The sequence below is a fragment of the Dietzia sp. Cai40 genome (assembly GCF_014145165.1).
GTDB lineage: Bacteria > Actinomycetota > Actinomycetes > Mycobacteriales > Mycobacteriaceae > Dietzia > Dietzia natronolimnaea.
The window spans coordinates 21,512-40,294 of the sequence record NZ_JAALEB010000010.1; the positions used below are offsets into that span (position 1 = coordinate 21,512).

Genomic DNA, 18,783 nt, shown 5'->3' on the forward strand with positions numbered 1-18,783 from the left:
ATGTAGAGCGCATCAGATCCGCTCTGCCGTTGAGGACTTCGACGAATAGTAGTACGAATCGTAATAGCTAGTAGAGCCCTTCTTGGCGGGCTTGTTGGCCACCGTCACCAATCCTAAGAGAGTCGCATCTGCCTTCCCCAAGTTGTCGACGGCTTGCGCTACCTGGTCGCTGGTGGTGCGGTGTGAGCGCACTACGAGCAGCGCGCCATCGGTGATTCGAGCGAGTAGTGAACCGTCAGTCACAGGCAGCAGCGGTGGGGAGTCGATGATGACGTAGTCATATTTGTCGCGCAAATCACTGAAGAGGTGTCGCGCTACTTCTGAGGCAAGGAGTTCGGACGGGTTGGGCGGAAGTGGACCGCACGCTAGGAGGTCCACGCCCTCGTGCCGCGTCTCTTGCACTACGTCCTCAAACTCGGCCTGTCCGGAGAGGACATTTGTTAGACCCACCTTGTCCGGCATCGACATATAGGTCACCACTAGCGGTCGACGGAGGTCCGCTTCGATCAGCAGAACCCGATTTCCCGCCTCTGCGAGGGCGAGCGAAAGGTTGATGGCGGTCTCGGATTTACCCTCCGTTGCCACCGAAGATGTGAGCACAAGAACGCGGGGAGGGTTGTCTACATTAAGAAACTGCAAGTTGGTTCGCAGTCGACGGAAGCTCTCAGCCGCCGGCGAATGTCCCTCCCGGAAGGGCACGAGGTGCTCGGCCCCCTTCTCCTTGTCCTCGTTTTTTCGGAACGGAATCGACCCCACAACGGGCTTGCCCGCGATTTCTTCCAACTGCTCCTTCGACTTCACCCGACGATCGAAAGTGTTGATTAGTAGTGCGATTCCGATTCCAGCCAGCACGCCTAGGAGGAGCCCGATCGCCGTATTCTGCTCGGTCATCGGAGCAACTGGTTCGATCGGAAGGGCAGGTGGGCTGACTACTGTTAGCTTGGCTAGGGCTGGGCCTCCACCATCCGGGATCTCGAGCTGGTTTATAGCTTCCGGGAGGACCTCGCCGTAGCCCTCCGCGATCCGGAGAGCGCGGTCTGGCACCGTATCGGTCACGGAGACGGACAGGAGGACCGTGTTGGCATCCGCGGTAGCGTTGGCAGCACTCGCTATTTCACCGGCAGTCAGGTCGACTCCAGAAGTGTCAACAACCTTCTGCGCAATATCCGAGCTCTTGACCAACTCCGCGTAGGACCTCACCCGCTGCTGCGCACCCAAAGAACCCTGATACGCCGCTGCGGCCGTGTCGCCAGCCGACACGGTGACATAGAACTGGACCCTTGACTGGTAACTGGGGGTGGTGAGCAGGCTGATTCCCAGCGCCAATAACCCTCCGACGAGCGTCGCAGCCACGATGACGATCCAGCGGGCACGAAGTACGGACAACAGGTCCCGCAGATCCACTCCAGGGTCCTTTCCTCGAGGCAGTCACAGACGTGACCCAGTTCACCTGACGAGACTCGGGTCAACCGCTGACACTACTTTGCTGAGCGGTCCTCAGCATCCTTCGTTCACGCGATAAACATTGCCTCATCAAGGGTTCGCCCCTCGGGAGACCCATCGGCCCTAGGGCGACTTCCAGGCCAACTCCGTAGTCTCGTTCCTGTGAGACGCCGATCCCGCCGCCGCAGAGCAACGATTGTTGCCACGACACTCTTTGTGCTGGTAGCAGCGGTTGCGGGCCTGTCAGCCGGCAGCGCAGTCCTTCACCCGCGCTCCGATTCGCCCGAACGCGCGGACGCAATCGTGGTGGTAGCGGGGGCTAACGACGACAGGTACGTCTACGCCCGTCACCTCGCCGAGGAGGGCGTGGCGGACCGCATCCTCGTCTCCCGGCCATCCGGTTCGACCGGGGCCTACGCAGACGTCCTCGACGCCTACTGCGCCTCCACTCCGGTCCTCGCGAGAGACGGCCGCAGCATCGAGATCGAGTGCTTCGCGCCCGACGTTGACACCACCGAGGGCGAGACCACCGCGGCCACTCGAATCGCCCGCGAACGGGGGTGGGACTCACTCCTCGTGGTGACCTACTGGGGTCACGTGTCGCGAGTCAGGATCTACTTTGAGCAGTGCTTTGACGGTGCCGTGCATGTGACCGACACGCCCCGACCGCTCTCGAAGTCGCGGAAAGACGCCCTCTTGCACGAGACCGGGGGGTATGTGAAAGCACTTCTCAGGCCCGCCTGCTGATCGTGGTAGAGCCATGAGAGCGCCCTGATAAAAGGCGAATCGCCAGCGGCCGTGGAGGGGGGTCCAACGGCCGCCGGCGACTCTGTCGCACGACGCACGTCCGCGACCGGGGGTGGTCAGCGTAAACCGCGCATCGAGGCGGAGTCGGCGACAACTTGAGGGGGTGTCAGTTTCGCCACCGACTGACCCCACTATAGGAACCCCCCGCCTACTTCACAACCGTCAGCTATCCGGCGGGGCCCCCGGGGGCGTCAGGCGGATTTCTTGGCAGGCGACTTCTTGGTTGCCGTCTTCTTGGCGGTGCTCTTCTTGGCCTGCGACTTCTTAGCCACAGCCTTCTTCGCGGGTGCCTTCTTGGCAGCGCTCTTCTTTGCGGGCTTCTTCTTTGAGCCGGAGTCCTCGTCGTCGTCGGACTCGTCGTCCGCTTCGCCGCCGCGGTCCTTCACACTCGCACGCAGGGCGGCAAGCAGGTCGGCCACCTCGTCGTCGCCGTCGTCGTCGCTGGCCTCTTCACGCTCCTCGACCGTGAACGCCTCTCCCCCGGCGGCCTTGGCCTCGATGAGCTCCTTGAGCTGGAGCTGGTAGTCGTCCTCGTACTTCTCGGGCTCGAAGTCCGCGGCCATGGTCTCGATCAGCGAGGCCGCCATCTTGACCTCCTGCGGCCGGACCTTGGCCTCCTTGTCCAGGCCCTCCAGGATCGCCGGGCGGATCTCATCCGGCCACAGCAACGTCTGCAGCATCAGGATGTCCTTGTACACCCGCATCGCACACAACCGAGTGCGGTTACGCAGCGTGAACGTGCAGATCGCCAGCCGGTCCGTGGACTCCAGCGCCTCGCGCATCAACACGTACGCCCGGTTGGAGCGCGACGCCGGCTCCAGGAAGTAGGCGTTGTCAAAGGCCACCGGATCCACCTGGTCGGCCGGGACGAACTCCGTCACCTCGATCTCGTGAGACTGCTCCACCGGCAGGCTCGCCAGCTCCTCCTTGGTGAGGATCACCATCTCGCCGTCCTCGGACTCGTACGCCTTGGCGATGTCCGAGAACTCGACCTCCTCGCCGTTGTCGTCCCGCACCTTCTTGTAGCGGATCCGCACGCCGTCCTTTTTGTCGACCTGCCGCGCGTGCAGATCGTGGTCCTCGGTTGCCGAATACACCTTGACCGGCACGTTCACCAGACCAAAGGAGACCTCGCCCTTCCAGATGGATCGCATGGAGAAAGTATGCGCCACCACCGGGCGAGGCGCCGCCGGTCGGGGAGCAGCCCGACTGAGTGCGCCAGGGCAACACGCCGTCGTGCCTGGAGTGCGGGGCGGCCCACCAATTGATGCGCAAAGCCTTACATTTCTTATGAACGGCGTTAAGATCAGGCAACACCGCTGATCCCTCACGGGCACTCCGGCCCCTCCTCGGTGTGATGCTCACCCAGGGAGACCCCCATGCACCCCTCACCGCCCACCGCTGCCAGAGCAACCCGCCGCGGCCTCGCGCTCCTCTCTGCAGTGCTGCTGAGTGCAACCGCACTCACTCAGCTCTCACCAGCGCGCGCTGCCGCAGCGCCCGCCACCATCGACGGTTTGACGTACGTCGCGACCCCGGGCAACCCCACTGCCGGAGCTACCGTCACGTCCTGCGGGACCGCCGGCCCCACGGTCAGCGTGCCGGACACCGTCACCATCGAGGGCGTCGACTACGCCGTCACAGCTATCGGCGACTATGCGTGCGACAACCGGCACCTCACCTCTGTGACTCTGCCCAGCACCCTCGCCTCGATCGGGTACGCGGCGTTCTACGGCAACCAATTGGGATCGCTCACCCTGCCGGACACTCTCACCACCGTCGGCGGGCACGCGTTCGCCCAGAACCACTTGACGTCGTTGACCATGTCTTACAGTCTCACCACCATCGGCTACCACGCGTTCGCCGAGAACCGGCTCAAGTCGGTCGCCCTCCCCGAGAGCCTCACCTCCGTGGGAGCCGGTGCATTCCATATCAACCATTTGGAATCGATAACACTTCACGATGGTCTTACGGCCATCGGCGCTAACGCGTTCAGTGCGAATCGCCTGACATCGGTCGCCTTACCCGAGTCTCTCGGCACCATCGGCAACTGGGCTTTCGAAGCGAACCGGTTGACGTCAGTCCTGCTGCCCGACAGCCTCACTTCCATCGGTGAAGGTGCGTTCGGCTTCAATCCCGAACTGACGCAGGTCCGGTTCACCGGACCGGCACCGGCCACGATCACCGGAGCCGACCAGCAATACCCCTCTTTGGGGACCGCCGCGGGACTCACCGTGGCGTTCCACGCCCGATATCAGGGGCAGACGCCTCAACAGGGCTTCACCACCCCCGAGTGGCACGGCTACACCGCGATGCCCGCCTACACGCTGACCTTTGACACCGGTGTCAGCGGGTCGATTGTCGAACCCGAGATCGTCTGGCCGGGTGCCCCCCTGACCATGCCGGCCGATCCGGTTCGCCCGTCGCACGTCTTCACCGGGTGGTTCACGCAGCTCTACCCGAAGCGACCCTTCGATCCCCAGGCGCCCCTCACCTCGGACCTCACCCTGCGAGCCGGCTGGAAGTACTCCCAGGACTCGACCCGACCCCCACTCGTGAGCTCGACCTCTCTGAACCTGGGCAGCCTCGGCGCCCTGGAGGCCGTCCCCGGAGACTGACCTCCCCCGGGCCTCCACTCCCGGGTGACCGACGGCACGCGTCCAGGCGCACCTGGAATGCTGTTCCCCATGCCCGCCGACCTCGGTCCCCTCCTCCTGATTGTCGCGGCGGCGTCCGTCATCCTGGGTACGGTCCTGCAGCGGGTCAGCGGGATGGGGGTCGGGCTGGTGGTGGCACCCACCCTCACCCTGCTCCTGGGGCCCGTCGCCGGAGTGCTGCTGACCAACCTCACCACCACCGTCTCCGCCGTGCTCATCGGGATCACGCTCCGCCGCAACATCGACTGGCGCCGGTACCGCCACCTCGCGCCCCTGATCGTCGTAGGGTCCGTGCCCGGCGCGCTCCTGGTGGGCGCCGCCGACCGCAGCTGGCTCGAGGTGATCATCGGGGCCGCCCTGATAGGCACGCTGCTCATGACGGCCCTCGTGCGCATCCCGCCCGTCAGCGGCGCAGTGCCGGCCGCGGTGGCCGGGACGGCCGGAGGGTTCCTCAACACCGCCGTGGGCGTGGCCGCGCCCGCGATGCTGGTCTACGCGCAGGCCACCAACTGGGGCCAGAGGTCCTTTGCCGCGACCCTGCAACCGATCTTCTTCACCATGGGTTTGACCTCGGTCATCACCAAGGTCGGCCTGGGCGCAGCGCCGATCTCCGGACTGCCGCCGCTGCCGGTGATCGGGCTGGTCGTGGCGATGGTGCCGGTCGGCCTCCTCCTCGGCGGACTCGTGGCGAAGCGGGTCACCGCGACGGCGGGACGCAGGGTCGCCGTGGTGGTGGTGACGGCCGGCGCCCTCGCGCTCCTCGTGCGAGGCGTCGGGAGCGTGGCCGGGGTGATCTGAGTCGCAGTGGGCCGGACCGCGGTGGGAACGCAGAAAGACCCCGGGCCGCGGGTGCGGTCCGGGGTCTTGGGTCCGAGGTCTGCCCGGCCTTTCAGCTGGTCAGGAGAGACCGACTTGTCAGGAGATGCCGCCGAGGAGGTCGGTGGGCAGCATTCCGGTCAGCGAGTCGGCGCCGCTGCCGTTGCCACTGCTGGCCCCCTGGAGCAGCGAGCCGAGGCCGAGCGATCCCAGAATGGGGGCCGCGAGCGATCCGATAGCGAGGGAGCCGAGCGAGCCGAGTGCATCTGAACCCATGGTGGACGTCCTTCCGGGCGGGTGCGTGTGGTGAGGTGGCGCCGTTGGCGCCTGCCCGGCCGATGGTAGCAGCGGTGTGGCGCACACAACACCGGTGAACGAGGGGCGCGATAGGTCCGGACTGCGCCGTTCGAGGTCGACGCCGGTTTCCGATATGACGGCTCCACAATGGTCTTCCGTCGTCCAGAATCGTCTCGTGAGAGAAATCGATCTTCCCCGCCCCGACACGATGGCCCCACGGTGGTCCGCACTGGCCGCGGTGCTCGCCGCGTACGGGCCGCGCTGGGCGGAGTCCGCCTACTCGGACGGCTCGACCTGGCACTACGACGACGGCGGTGGCAACTGGGCCGACATCCGCTTTATCGGTGACGGGCGGGCAGTGCTTCTCGGCCACGACCACGAGTACTCCGAGACGTACTTTCGATCCGCCGCGGAGTACTTCGGGGAGCCCGAGACCGACCTCCTGGCCGGCTGCCCCCCGTGGTGGGCGGAGGCGATCGGTGACTACCTCGAGCGCATCGATACCCACGGCATGTGGATCGGATTCATCTACGGATACGACTGCGGCACGTGGACGCGCGCCGACTACAGCGCCGACGACGGCTTCACCTCCCTGAACCTGCCGCTCCTCGACGACCGACTCGTACTCAGGCAGATCTTCGACCAACTCACGATGTCCGTCGGGGGCCGCCCGGCCGCGGCAGACCCCGACCCGCGGGACCTCGACCGGATGCTCGCAGAATGCCCCGACCTCAGCGCCGACACGGCGCAGGCGCTCCTGGGCGGGCGAGGTCTGGACGTCGACGCGGCCCTCCGCGCCGCCCAGCAGTTCCGGCGGAGGGGCTGAGCGCTCTGGCCCGATCTGCTGGCGGCGGTCCGCCGGGGTGCTCTGGTGGTGGTGACCGCTGGCGCGCTGATGCTGCCGGGGCGGGGCTCGGGGGCTTGGCCGCGGCGGTCTGAACGGGTGCGCGGTTACCATGCGGACACGTAGTCACTCGTGTCAACAATCAAGCGGAACCGCCCCGTTTTTCGCCGGTTCTGCGGGAAAGAGAAACAATGAGCGTCTCAGCTGGCCCCGTCCGCGCCGTCGGAGTGACGACCTACGGGGGCCCGGACGCTCTGCAGGTCGTTGACGTCCCGGCCCAGGAGCTCGGGCCGAGCGAGGTTCGCGTGCGAGTCACGGCCGCAACAATCAACCCCACCGACACCTACACGCGCAACGGTTCTCGGTCGAAGACCGGAACTCCGCGCGGAGCCGCAGACGTCCCGGGCATGGACATCGCGGGAACACTGGTCGAGATCGGTGAGGAGGCGACGACCTCCCTGTCGGTCGGCGACCGGGTGATGGGGATCGTGGTACCCCGCGACGAGCACGGTGCGTATCGCGAGGACATCGTCCTGCCTGCGCAGTCGATCGCCGCCGTACCCCGCGGTTCCGACGACGTCGCCGCGTCGACGCTTCCGATGAACGGCCTCACCGCTCGGCGCGCTCTCGACCTCCTCGACCTGCAGCCCGGACAGACTCTTGCGGTCACCGGGGCCGCCGGATCGACCGGTGGCTACGTCGTGCAGTTGGCCAAGCAGGCCGGCCTCACAGTTGTTGCCGATGCGTCCGAGGCGGACGAAGAGCTTGTCCGGTCGCTCGGCGCCGACAGAATAGTCAGGCGAGGAGACGGCGTCGCCGACCGCATTCTCGAGCTCTACCCCGACGGGGTCGACGGACTCTTCGACGGAGCCGTGCAGGACGCCGCCGTACTCCCCGCGGTCAAGACCGGTGGAGGCGTCGCGACGGTGCGGTGGTACCAGGGCGACGGCAGCCGGGACCTGAAGGTCCATGCCGTGAGCGTGGCGGACATGGCCGAGGAGCAGGGCAAGCTCGACGAGCTGCGGCAGCTGGCGGAAGACGGCGTGGTCACCCTCCGTGTGGCGGACAGCTATTCGCCCGCAGACGCGGGGCGGGCCCACGAGCGGCTCGAAGCCGGCGGAACGCGCGGACGGCTGGTCATCGACTTCACGAGGTGAGGCACGGGCACGTCGCCTCGCGGATCGGTGATGTGCACCGCGCCGCGCCACAAAGCCGCCGTCGAGCAGGTTCGGGCCGTTCTATACGCCCACGCACGCGGCGACACCTCGGCCGCTGGTGAGCTCCTCGAGGCGCTGGAGCTGACCGTCGATGCCTCTCCCCTGCCGATCTCCGACGCCCTGACCGTGGCCTCCCGCTTCGCCCAGCTCGCCCAGTCGGTGGCGCCGGAGCTGCCCGCCGCCGTCATCGCCAAGGTCGGCGACAGCGCACGGCTTCCCGACGCCCCGGACGGCATGGCCGGGCTGTGCGATGCGGTCCTGCTCGACTGCGACGCCGCCTCCGGCATTCGCACCGTGATCGGCGAGCACGGGCTGGCGTCCGCCCTCTACGCGGCCGCGGCCATGACCAGCGCGGTGTTCAGCTTGTGGTCGAGACAATCGGGGCGGTCGATGGACGACCTCATCAATAGCCACGCCTGACCGGCGACGTCGATGCAGCTGTTACGTAGGGGCTGACCGCGCTCCGCGTTCCACGTCCGTGCGCGGAGCGGGTTTCCGCGACGGCGGGGCGACGTGTTGCCGTCGTCGTCACTCTGGGGGCCCTCACCCTCCTGGGGCGAGGGATCGGGGGTTGGCCGGGGCGCTCTGAACGGTCAGGCGGTTGCCCTGCGAACAGCAGTCGCTCGTGTCGCTTCAGGCCGCGCTAGAAGATCCGTAGCCCGAAGCTCCCAGCGACTTTCTGGAGAGCGGTATTACTCAACTCCAGCCCCTCGCGTCTGCGTACCTGCAGCTCCGTGCCGTCGAATACTGCCCAGCACTCGTGGTTGCCGAGGCGCGAGACGTAGCGAATCCCCGAGTACTGTGGCGCGCCACTCGAGTCGGTGGTTGCGTAGATCCAGGTGGAAACCGCTCTCGTCACGGCCCTGTTACGTCCGCGCAGCGCAGCGACATCGAGAACGCTCACGCCCAGCGCGTCGAGCTGGGGTGCCATCGCCGAGGTGAGGAACTCGTGGGTGTCAGGGTCCTCGACATCGACGAATGGCAGCGGATCGATCGTTGCCGCTTCGATCATCAATCGCCGCGCCCGCCAGTCCTGCGGCACGCCCCCGCCGGCCACATCGAAGCGGTTGCCCGAGCGGGTGAGCGCGGCGTCCGCAGCGTTGATCCGAGAATGGTCGAGTTCGCGCCCACGCCGGACCACTCGGTACAAGCTAGCCGGCGGATGAACCACAGCCGGCCCAGAGAGATGGGAAGTCGCCATCAACCTCAACCACCGGCCACGAACGCCCGGGCCGCGGCCATGACCTCGCGGTGCTGACCGTCTGCGAGCGCCTCCGCCGGTGAGACGTCGTCGAGTTGCGGGTTCATACCCATGAACCACGCGCGCACCGTTTGCGGCGCATCGACAGTCTGGATCAGCTGGAAGACCTGGAATGCGACTCGTAGATTCGCCTCTCCTGATGCGCGAGCTGCAGCCCCCTCAGCCCAGCGACTGACGGTACGCCGGTCCACCCCGGCGATGTGCGCTGTTAGCGCTGAGCCAAGGTGATCGATCAGGAAGCGGGCGATGTCCTGCATCGACCCTGTCACGGCGCTGCGGTGCGCCGCGCTCGACCGAGCTCCTGCATTGGTGTCCGTGGCCATTTCCGTAGCTCCCCACTAAGATGACGCGCTTCTCTTATCCCTCCAATGTCCCATAAATGCCCGCCTTGTGTCAGGGCGCCGAGAGCACTCGCTGTCACTCGGCCATGAGTCGTTCGCGGCCCTCGCGCCCCACCCGCGCCGAGAAGTCAGCCGGTAGAGGGCGGGCTCGTCGTCGTCACATAGACCCAACAACCCACACCGACGTGCCAGGCGGCGCTATCGCCCCGATCAGCGGGGTCTTCGTCGCCGACCGCATCCTCGAGCGCTACCCCGACGGGGTCGACGGCCTATTCGATGGAGCCGTGCAGGACGCCGCCGCACTCCCCGCGGTCAAGACCGGCGGGGGCGTGGCGACGGTGCGGTGGTACCAGGGCGACGGCAGCCGCGACCTGAAGGTTCATGCCGTGAGCGTGGCTGTCATGGCTGAGGAGCAGGCCAAGCTCGACGAACTGCGGCAGTTAGCGGAAGACGGCGTGGTGACACGCCGCGTTGCGGACAGCTACGCACCCGATGACGCGGGGCGGGCGCATGAGCGGCTCGAATCCGGTGGGACGCGGGGGCGGTTGGTCATCGACTTCACGCGGTGAGGCACGGGCCAGTCACGGGTCGCCTAGAGCCTTACCTTCTCTACTGGGGAGCAGGCGACGTGCGCAACGAGGCCGCAGGAGCAGGCCACGTAGCGACTATTCGAGGTGTCCGCGACTCCGGACATGCGTAAGGCCAGGGTCCCGGTCTGCCCCAGGTGCACCTGGCCTTGCGACTCGCCCGACACCCACGGTGCCGCGCTCACACCTCACGATACTCCACCGCATTCCAGGAACAACGCCAACTCGATGGCCGGCTGGCCCGGCGGCCGATGAGTGGCCCCGACTTCGATCGGCCTGAACAGGCGGCGACCAATGCACCATCTCCAACCCGATCCGACCGGATTGAGCGCAGTCGCGAGGCGCCGCTTCTAGACGGCGCAGTTAGGTAACCGCGCGAATACCGCAGCCGGTCGCCAGTGTCCGACTCGAGTGCCAGAGTGGACCCATGGCGAGCAAGGGCACAAAAGAGTCGGTCGAGGTCGATGGGCGGACCGTGCGGTTCACCCACCCCGACAAGTTGCTCTACGACGCGACCGGCACCACCAAGGCCGACGTGCTGGAGTACTACCTCGCCGTGGCGCCGCACCTGATGACGTACGCCGGCCAGCGTCCCGTGACGCGCAAGCGCTGGCCCGACGGCACCGAGGACAAGTCCTTCTTCGAGAAGAACCTGCCCTCCCACGCGCCCGACTGGGTGTCGCGAGTGGCGATCGAGCACTCCTCGCGCACCGTCACCTACCCGGTGCTCGACTCCCCCGCCACGCTGGCCTGGTTCGCCCAGCAGGCCGCGCTCGAGCTGCACGTGCCGCAGTGGACACTGTCCGACGGCGAGCCGGGGCGGACGCGACGCATCGTCATTGACTTGGACCCTGGCCAGGACGTCGACCTGGATACGACGGCGAAGGTCGCCCTGCGCGTCCGAGATCTCCTCACCGAGGCGGGCCTGGACTCCTACGCCGTGACCAGCGGCTCCAAGGGCATCCATCTCTACGCCCGACTGGACAAGGCCGTCTCCTCCAAGGGCGCCTCCGCCGTGGCCAAGCAGATCGCGCAGTCCCTGGCCAAGCAGACGCCGGACCTGGTCACCGCCACCATGAAGCGCTCGATCCGCGACGGCAAAGTGTTCGTGGACTGGAGCCAGAACAGCGGCGCCAAGACCACCGTGGCGCCCTACTCGCTGCGCGGTCGCGCCGAGCCGTGGGTCGCGGCCCCGCGGTCGTGGGAGGAACTCGGCGACGGTGGGCTCACGCACCTGCACTGGGACGAGATGCTCAAGCGGCTGGAGTCCGAGGGCGACCTGCTCGAAGGCCTGGAGGGGCCGGCGAAGAAGGGCGGCGCGTCCACGAAGGGTGCCGCCACGACGTCGTCGGCATCGCGGCAGAAGAAGTCGGGAGGCAGCAAGAAGAGCTCGTCGTCGTCATCGGATGACGGGGACCCCGAGCGCGGCGGTTCCGATTCCGCCAACACCGATTCCCGCGGCTCTGAGTCCGGCAGCGACGACTCCACCCGCGCGGCGGCCGAGGAGGGCTGCGACGCCGGACCGACCGACGCCGATGCGGTGGTGACCAGCCTCGAGGACTACCGCCGCAAGCGCGACCGCCGCAAGACCCCGGAGCCGTTCGACGGCGAGGTCGACACCGACCGCTCCGACGGCGACGGCCCGATCTTCGTGATACAGGAGCACCACGCCCGCCGTCTGCACTTCGACCTGCGGCTGGAGCATCACGGCGTGCTGGCCTCGTGGGCGGTGCCCAAGAACCTGCCGACCGAGCCCAAGGACCGGCGGCTGGCCGTCAACACCGAGGACCACCCGCTGGGTTACGAGACGTTCGAGGGCACCATTCCCAAGGGCGAATACGGCGCCGGGACCATGACCGTCTGGGACCGCGGCACCTACGAGTGCGAGAAGTGGCGCGAGGACGAGATCATCGTGCGGCTCAACGGTGAGAAGGTCTCCGGCCGGTACGTCCTGGTGCGCACGAGCGCCGAGAAGAACCAGTGGATCGTGCAGTACATGAAGGACCAGTCGCCGGACTCCTTCTACGGTGGCCGCGATAACCCGAAGTCGTCATATCCTTCGGACGATGATCGCTCCGGCGGGTCAGGCAAGGCGCCTTCCCGCGGCTCGGACAAGTCGCCTTCCCGTGGCTCGAACAAGTCGACTGGCCGCAGCCCGGACGATGAGCCGACCCGCGACTCGGACATGTCCGGCCGCCCCGATGCTCCCCCGCTGCCGATGATCCCCACGGCCGGCTCGGTCACGGACCTGCCCGAGGACAAGTGGGCCTTTGAGGGCAAGTGGGACGGTTACCGCGTGACCGTGGCGACCGATGGCCGACAGAGCCGGTTGATGAGCCGCAACGGCAACTCGATGGACTGGCTGGCCGACGGGTTCCCCGGGCTGGCGCAGGCGATCGGGAAGCCGGCGGTGCTCGACGGCGAACTGGTGGTGCCGGGCCCGGACGGCGTACCCGAGTTCTCCGCACTTGCCAAGCAGGCCGCCGCGGAAGGGAACGCCTCGTCGATCGGCCCGGTGCACCTGTTCGTCTTTGACGTGCTGGGTCTCGACGGCGCGGACCTGCGCCGCGAGCGGTGGGATCGGCGTCGCGAGGTGTTGGACCTGCTGACTCCGGCCCTGGAAGAGGTCGAGCGGGTGCACGTGCCGGGGGTTCTCGACGGCCCCGGCGACCGCGCACTGGACGAGGCCGAGGAGTTCGGCTGGGAGGGCATCGTGGCCAAGCGCCGGGACTCGCACTACCAGTCGGGCCGGCGGGCCAAGACCTGGCTCAAGGAGAAGCTGCTCACCACCACAGAGGCCGTGATTGGCGGCTGGCGACCGGGGAAGGGCGGGCGATCCGGCTCACTGGGCTCACTGCTGCTCGGGCTGCCCGCCCAGACCGGGCTGACCTACATCGGCCGCGTGGGCACCGGCTTCAGCGACCGTCAGGGCAAGACTCTGCTCGAGGAGCTCGAGCCGCTGCGCCGCCGCTCGAGTCCGTTCCTCGAGGACCTGCCCAGTGATGCCCGCCGAGACGCCGTCTGGGTGCTGCCCAAGCTCGTGGTGGAAGTTCGACACCAGGGATTCACCGAGGAGGGGGTGCTGCGGCAATCGACGTGGCGGGACATCCGTCGCGACAAGCTGCCGGGGGATCTGTAGCTCAGCTGGTCGCAGCTCTTGCCCGGGTCCTCGCCCGAGTCGCACCTGCGACGCGCAGCCCCTCGCTCAAGTCGCTCACCGCGCGGGTGCCCTCGCGCCAACCACTCATCGTGCGGATGCCCTCTCGCGCTCCCCTCGTATCGGTCGCCGCTACCGAGCTCTTGGTCGTGGCTACCGCGCCAAGTGGGACGTTTCGCCGCGCTGAGCACGACCAAAATGCGGGGGCTACCCGGCTCAGCTGGCGGTGACTACGCGGGGGCTACCCGCGTCCCGAACCGAGCATTACTGAACCGCAACAGCAGCACCGAGCCGCGAGAGCAGCGCACAACCGCGACCCCCGCCAATATTCGGCCCGCGCGCAGCGCGACTACTGCCGACCCTGCGGGAAGAATCGTCCGAACCCGCGCTTCCCGGCGGCGTCGTACTGGTGAACCAGGTGCCTGAGCCGCAGGTTCAGCTCATCCATCCGGGCGGTCCGTCTCACGAGCTCGTCGATCGGATCAGACCCCGGCCGGGCATAGTTGAGCAGCGCGTCGGCATCCTCGAGCACGTCCAGGAATTCCGGGTCCCGCGCTGCCCTCTCCTCGATCTTGGGGAACCTCTCGACCAGCGCGGTCCCCACCGCCCGGCTCTCGCGCAGGTCGTACCAGGCCTCCACCGTCAGCGACAGTGCCCTGTGGGCTGAGTCGTGTGCGGCCTCCGCGGACGCGAGTGACTTCGTCGCCGTCACCTGCAGCGGATCCACCCCGGCCAGGAGTCTGCGGCGATGGGCGAGCTCGTCGATCGCCGACCGCACCAGCCACGTGGTGTACCAGAACCAGCCCGCGATCACCGCCAGGAACAGCAGGCCTACGACCACGGGGACGAGGAGCCTCAGCACGGCGTCCCCCACCCGGTGGCGCGACCCCCGAGCGCCCTCATGACCCCACCACCAGCGCGAGCACGATCCCCAGCGGGACCGCCAGCGCCACCCCGGCGCCGACGAGCTTGGCCGTGGCCGACCACAGCAGCCGGGACGCCTCGGTCTGCGCGCCCTGCTCGTCGATCACGCAGGCCTCTCTCGCCGCCACCTCCACCCGGGTGGCCGTCGCCTCCGGCCAACCTCGCGGCACCCGGCGCAGCGGATTACGGCCGAGCCCGTCGGCGGTCAGCGCCGCACGGTGGCCGGACCACTCGCGCAGCCCCGCGTCCAGTCGGGTGCGGGCCTGCTTGGCGGCAGCGTTCTGCTGCCGGTCAACGGAACCGGAGTACATCTCCATCGACGCCATCGGGAACGGCCACCTCCCCCTGCGCTGTCGCGGGCCGGAACGGACCCCATTGTCCCACCAGGAGGGGCAGGCGCCGTGTCATTCCGGACACACCCGCAGATCAGTCGGCGACGTACGGGTTGGTCGCAGTGTGATGGCGGACCCGGGCGGGCACCACGAAGAGCATGACCGCCACGAGAACCGCCATCGCCGCCCCGGCCGCGAAGCCCGGCAGCGTCCCGAGCACCAGCGAGAACACCAGCGCGGCCAGCCCCACCAACGCGATCGAGAGCATGGCCAGGCCCACGCGGGCCAGCGTCGCGGACAGTCGCAGCACCCGGTCCTTGCGGTGGGAGCGGAACACCGCGCGGTGGATCATCACCGGGGCCAGCAGGACGACCGTCGAGGCGAGGGCGAGCGACAGGACCACCAGGTAGAGGGCGCGACCGCCGCCCCCGATGTCCGCGAACCGGTCCTGGAACGGCACCACCAGCAGGAAGCCGGTGAGGACCTGGCCGCCGGTCTGGACGATGCGCAGCTCCTGGAGCAGCTCGATCCAGTTGCGGTCGATCCGCTGAGCCTCGGTCTCGTCGCGCTCCACGGCCAGGTCCTCGCGGGGTTCCCCGGTGCCCTCGACGTCCATGTCGCTCCCTTCGCCGCGTGCCTCCATCGTCGTCCGCCCGGCTCGGCGACGGAAGCGCTCCCAGCACATCCGCGGAGCGACCACACGACGTGGCGGCGGCGCTCAGGCCGCGGCCGCCAGCCTCTTCTCGTCGATCGTGCGGTCGAAGACCAGGGCGTAGAGCAGACCGGCGCCCACCGCGGTGTACGGCCAGAGAAGATAGAAGATCACTCCCATCGACATCGGCAGGCCCCAGAGCACGGCGTCCCCGGATGCGGTGAGGATCGACCACAACACCAGCACGCCCAGCCCCGCGCAGTAGGCGACGATCGCGATGGTCGACACCCTCTCCCACGAGCCGTCGGAGTGCAGGGAGCCGAGGAGCATCATGATCACGGCGAAGAGCGGCACGGCGATGAACACCATCTGCCACGTGTCGGTGAACATCCCGAGCAGCGCGAAGGCGGCCACTGCCACGAACGCGTGGATCAGGATGCCCGCGCGCTTGTGATCAGGCTCCGGAGCGTCCGCGGGGTCCAGTGCACTGTCGAGACCGCCGTCGAGTGCGCGGCCGCGTGCGGTGGGATCCGAGGCGGGATCAGTGGCGTGATCAGACATGGTCGTTCCTTTCGGTGGAGGCGGTCGAGGTGGACCTGGCGGTCGAGGTGGACGCTGCGGTCGTCGACGCTGCGGTCGGGGCGGCAGCCCCGCCACTCACCCGCGGGTCGGTCACCGCGCTGCGTCCGCCGTACAGGAACTCCAGGGTGGCGTCGGGGTGACGGTTGGTGGTCATCATCGACACCACGTAGAACAGCACGATCGACACGAGCAGCGAGATGCCGCCGACCTGCATGAACGCCGGGACGGAGATGATGTCCCGCGCGGCCAGGGAGGTGATGATCATGTTGCCGAGGATCGCGAACGCCACCGTGACGGTCGCGGCGGTGGCCGTCGCGCGATGCCAGTAGATGGACATGACCACCGGGCCGACGATCGCTGCGGCGAAGGCGGCCCAGCCCAGCGCGCCGAGCAGGAACACCACCTGCGAGAGGAACAGGGTGAGCAGGACCGACAGCACCACCAGGGTCAGGCTCGCGATCCGGCTCCACAGCAGCTCGCGGACCACCTTGATGCCGAACGCCCCGGGGAGGTCGCGCATCATCGACGAGGCGCCGATGGTGATGAAGCTCGAGGCCGAGGACATGATCGCGGCCAGCAGGCCGGTCAGCGCGATGCCGCCGACGATCGGGTTGGTCACCGAGTCGAGGAACCAGATGGCGGTGTCGTCGATGCTCTCGAGTTCCGGGGCGTCGCCGGTGAGGGTCATGGAGCGGGTGGACAGACCGATGCCCACGGAGAACAGGGTGGTGATGGCGTAGGCGATACCCGCCACGGCGGCACCCCACTTGAGCTGCGTCATGTCGCGGAGCATGAGGAACTTGGTGAGCAGCTGCGGCTGGCCCACGGCGCCCACGAAGATCAACAGACCAAAGGCGAAGATGTAGGTGGGCGCCTGGACGCCGTCGATCGAGAGCATCTCCGCGCTCCCGGCCGAGATGGTGTCGAGCATGGGGAGCCACCCGCCGGCCACCTGGACGGCGAAGAAGAACAGCCCCACGGACATGACCACCATGAGCACGCCCTGCACCAGGTCGGTCCACACGGCCGCGAGCATGCCGCCGGCCATCGTGTACGCGGCCACGACCATCGAGCCGATCCACACGCTGGTCGGGATCGAGGTGCCCAGCAGCAGCGAGATGATCACGCCGATCGAGGTGACCTGCGCCGTCATGTAGGCGACGGAGGCGATGAAGATCGCGACCGACATGGTGGCGTGTGAGGTCCGGTCCTGGAAGCGGACGCGGATGAGATCGGGTACCGAGTAGACGCTGTGCTTCTTGCCGATCCAGTTGAGTCGGCTCCCCAGGAGGAACCAGGCGGCGGCGAACCCGAACGGGGCGAACAGCCCCACGGCGATGAGCGCCTGCAGGCCCCAGGCGTAGGTCTGGCCGGTGCCGCCGACCATGCCCCAGCCGGACTGGATGGAGGAGAAGCTGGCGATGGCCATGACGAAGAAGCCCAGGGACTGCCCCGCGACGAGGAACTCCTTGGCCGACTTCATCTTGGTGTTGGCCCACGCGCCGATGGCAAACATGAGCACGAAATAGGCGAGCACGACGCCTATGACGACGGGATTGTTCATGAGGGTTCCTCAGGGGTCGGTCGGGCGTCGGATGTCGGTCGGGCGTGGTCGGCGCGCAACTTGGCGCGGCGGATCTTGCCGGTGTTGGTGGTGGGCAGCTCGTCGAGAAAGAGAACCTCCCGCGGATATTGGTAGAAGGCCAGGCGCTCCTTGACCAAGGCCTGGATCTCGCGGGCCAACTCGTCGGTGCCGCTGACCCCCTCGGCGGGGACGACGTAGGCGACGATCGCCTCTCCGCGCAGCTCGTCCGGCACGCCGATCACGGCCACCATCTCGACGGAGGGGTGGCGCAGGATCTGGTCCTCGATCTCGCCGGGGCCCACTCGGTAGCCGGCCGAGGAGATCAGGTCGTCGTTGCGGCCGGAGAACCAGAAGTGCCCGTCGTCGTCGACCCGCGCCAGGTCCCCGGTGTGCAGGACTCCCCCCAAGGTCTTCTCCGCCGTCTTATCGGGCGCGTTCCAGTAGCGCAAGAACGCATTGGGGCTGGGCAGGCGCACGCAGACCTCGCCGACCTCGCCCGTGGCGACCGGTCGCGACGTCTCGTCCAGCAGCACCAGCTCGAAACCGGGCGTCGGTCGGCCCATGGAGCCGGGCGGGGTCGCGAACTCGGCGTGGCAGGTGCCCACGATGAGGTTGAGCTCGGTCTGGCCGTAGATCTCGTTGACCTGCACGCCCAGCGCCTCGCGCGCCCACTCGGCCACGGCCTCGCCCAGCGCCTCGCCCCCGGAGAACGCGGCCCGCAGCCCGGTGTGCGAGTAGTCCACCTCGGAGGCGCGCATCATCTTGAGGATGGTCGGCGGCAGGAACGAGCAGGTCACGCCGTGCCGCCGCAGGATGTGCTCCACGGTCTCCGGGCTGGGCCGCCGGGCAGACGCCACCACGGGTACACCGCTGTAGAGGCTCGGCAGCAGCACGTCGAGCAGCCCGCCGGCCCACGCCCAGTCGGCCGGGGTCCAGAACACGTCGCCCGATTCGCCCGGCGCAGCGTTCCGGGGGAACCCGTCGAGCGCGCGGACCACTCCGGGCATGTGCCCCAGCACCACGCGGTGTCCGTGCAGGGCTCCCTTGGGCTGGCCGGTGGTTCCGGAGGTGTAGATGAGCAGGGCCGGGTCGTCGGGTCCGGTATCCGCGACGACGACGGCGAGGTCGGCCGAGTCCGTCACCGACAACGGCAGCACGGTGAGCGCACCCGCCTCGGTCGCCGGGGCCGTGCCAGCCGCGAGCATCGCCCCGGCAGCGGACGACGCCGTCTCGGGCACCGCATCGCCGCTGACCAGCACGGTGCGCAGCTCGGGCAACCAG

General features: G+C 67.9%; 19 protein-coding genes. 8 read left to right on the forward strand and 11 right to left on the reverse strand.

The window, feature by feature from the left end; translation table 11 throughout:
- Positions 1-12 precede the first annotated feature (12 nt).
- Complete coding sequence (locus G6022_RS00385; protein ID WP_182639028.1) at positions 13-1,404, reverse strand: polysaccharide biosynthesis tyrosine autokinase; 1,392 nt, start codon at positions 1,402-1,404, stop codon at positions 13-15.
- Between the two features lie 255 nt (positions 1,405-1,659).
- Here G6022_RS00385 and G6022_RS00390 point away from each other — a divergent pair, with 255 nt between their 5' ends.
- Positions 1,660-2,190, forward strand: coding sequence for an ElyC/SanA/YdcF family protein (locus tag G6022_RS00390; RefSeq protein WP_347237804.1), 531 nt, complete (start codon positions 1,660-1,662; stop codon positions 2,188-2,190).
- Positions 2,191-2,441: 251 nt separating this feature from the next.
- Here the strand turns inward: G6022_RS00390 and G6022_RS00395 are convergent, their stop codons facing one another.
- Positions 2,442-3,404 carry a Ku protein gene (locus G6022_RS00395; protein ID WP_182639030.1) on the reverse strand — a complete coding sequence of 321 codons (963 nt, stop codon included), beginning with the start codon at positions 3,402-3,404 and terminating at the stop codon, positions 2,442-2,444.
- A gap of 363 nt (positions 3,405-3,767) precedes the next feature.
- Here G6022_RS00395 and G6022_RS00400 point away from each other — a divergent pair, with 363 nt between their 5' ends.
- Positions 3,768-4,868, forward strand: coding sequence for a leucine-rich repeat protein (locus G6022_RS00400; RefSeq protein WP_182639032.1), 1,101 nt, complete (start codon positions 3,768-3,770; stop codon positions 4,866-4,868).
- 69 nt (positions 4,869-4,937) lie between these two features.
- Complete coding sequence (locus tag G6022_RS00405) at positions 4,938-5,705, forward strand: sulfite exporter TauE/SafE family protein (RefSeq protein WP_241730962.1); 768 nt, start codon at positions 4,938-4,940, stop codon at positions 5,703-5,705.
- A 117-nt stretch (positions 5,706-5,822) separates the two neighbouring features.
- On the opposite strand, the gene G6022_RS00410 is transcribed toward G6022_RS00405, so the two are convergent.
- Positions 5,823-5,999 carry a hypothetical protein gene (locus G6022_RS00410; RefSeq protein ID WP_182618152.1) on the reverse strand — a complete coding sequence of 59 codons (177 nt, stop codon included), beginning with the start codon at positions 5,997-5,999 and terminating at the stop codon, positions 5,823-5,825.
- A gap of 196 nt (positions 6,000-6,195) precedes the next feature.
- Here G6022_RS00410 and G6022_RS00415 point away from each other — a divergent pair, with 196 nt between their 5' ends.
- The 3 genes from G6022_RS00415 (at position 6,196) to G6022_RS00425 (ending at position 8,501) form a co-directional block, all read left to right on the forward strand.
- Positions 6,196-6,846 (forward strand): hypothetical protein, encoded by a 651-nt coding sequence (locus tag G6022_RS00415; protein WP_347238135.1) that lies wholly within the window; start codon positions 6,196-6,198, stop codon positions 6,844-6,846.
- A gap of 209 nt (positions 6,847-7,055) precedes the next feature.
- Positions 7,056-8,021, forward strand: coding sequence for an NADP-dependent oxidoreductase (locus G6022_RS00420; RefSeq protein WP_182638605.1), 966 nt, complete (start codon positions 7,056-7,058; stop codon positions 8,019-8,021).
- 30 nt (positions 8,022-8,051) lie between these two features.
- Entirely contained in the window at positions 8,052-8,501 is a 450-nt protein-coding gene (locus tag G6022_RS00425) for a hypothetical protein (protein ID WP_182638606.1), read from the forward strand.
- 223 nt (positions 8,502-8,724) lie between these two features.
- Here G6022_RS00425 and G6022_RS00430 read toward each other — a convergent pair whose 3' ends face one another.
- Entirely contained in the window at positions 8,725-9,222 is a 498-nt protein-coding gene (locus G6022_RS00430; RefSeq protein ID WP_347237773.1) for an RES domain-containing protein, read from the reverse strand.
- Between the two features lie 65 nt (positions 9,223-9,287).
- Positions 9,288-9,665: a hypothetical protein gene (locus G6022_RS00435; RefSeq protein ID WP_182611159.1), complete on the reverse strand. Its 378-nt coding sequence runs from the start codon at positions 9,663-9,665 to the stop codon at positions 9,288-9,290.
- A gap of 203 nt (positions 9,666-9,868) precedes the next feature.
- On the opposite strand from G6022_RS00435, the gene G6022_RS00440 reads away from it, so the two are divergent.
- Together G6022_RS00440 and G6022_RS00445 are read left to right on the forward strand one after the other, a co-directional pair.
- Positions 9,869-10,252, forward strand: coding sequence for a zinc-binding dehydrogenase (locus G6022_RS00440; RefSeq protein ID WP_017835832.1), 384 nt, complete (start codon positions 9,869-9,871; stop codon positions 10,250-10,252).
- A 445-nt stretch (positions 10,253-10,697) separates the two neighbouring features.
- Positions 10,698-13,409 (forward strand): ATP-dependent DNA ligase, encoded by a 2,712-nt coding sequence (locus tag G6022_RS00445; RefSeq protein ID WP_182638608.1) that lies wholly within the window; start codon positions 10,698-10,700, stop codon positions 13,407-13,409.
- A 367-nt stretch (positions 13,410-13,776) separates the two neighbouring features.
- On the opposite strand, the gene G6022_RS00450 is transcribed toward G6022_RS00445, so the two are convergent.
- From G6022_RS00450 to G6022_RS00475, 6 genes are all read right to left on the reverse strand, one after another.
- Positions 13,777-14,289: a hypothetical protein gene (locus G6022_RS00450; RefSeq protein WP_182638609.1), complete on the reverse strand. Its 513-nt coding sequence runs from the start codon at positions 14,287-14,289 to the stop codon at positions 13,777-13,779.
- A gap of 37 nt (positions 14,290-14,326) precedes the next feature.
- Complete coding sequence (locus G6022_RS00455; protein WP_182690863.1) at positions 14,327-14,677, reverse strand: hypothetical protein; 351 nt, start codon at positions 14,675-14,677, stop codon at positions 14,327-14,329.
- 100 nt (positions 14,678-14,777) lie between these two features.
- On the reverse strand, positions 14,778-15,299 hold the full coding sequence (locus G6022_RS00460) for a DUF6328 family protein (protein WP_182638702.1): 522 nt from the start codon (positions 15,297-15,299) through the stop codon (positions 14,778-14,780).
- 102 nt (positions 15,300-15,401) lie between these two features.
- A complete protein-coding gene (locus G6022_RS00465; protein ID WP_241730963.1) occupies positions 15,402-15,896 on the reverse strand; it encodes a hypothetical protein in 495 nt (164 codons plus the stop codon).
- A complete protein-coding gene (locus tag G6022_RS00470; protein WP_182638703.1) occupies positions 15,889-17,481 on the reverse strand; it encodes a sodium:solute symporter in 1,593 nt (530 codons plus the stop codon). Before G6022_RS00470 ends, G6022_RS00465 begins: the two co-directional genes overlap by 8 nt.
- Positions 17,478-18,783 (reverse strand): AMP-binding protein (locus G6022_RS00475; RefSeq protein WP_182690865.1); only part of this gene is annotated, 1,306 nt, incomplete at its 5' end. The genes G6022_RS00470 and G6022_RS00475, both read right to left, overlap by 4 nt.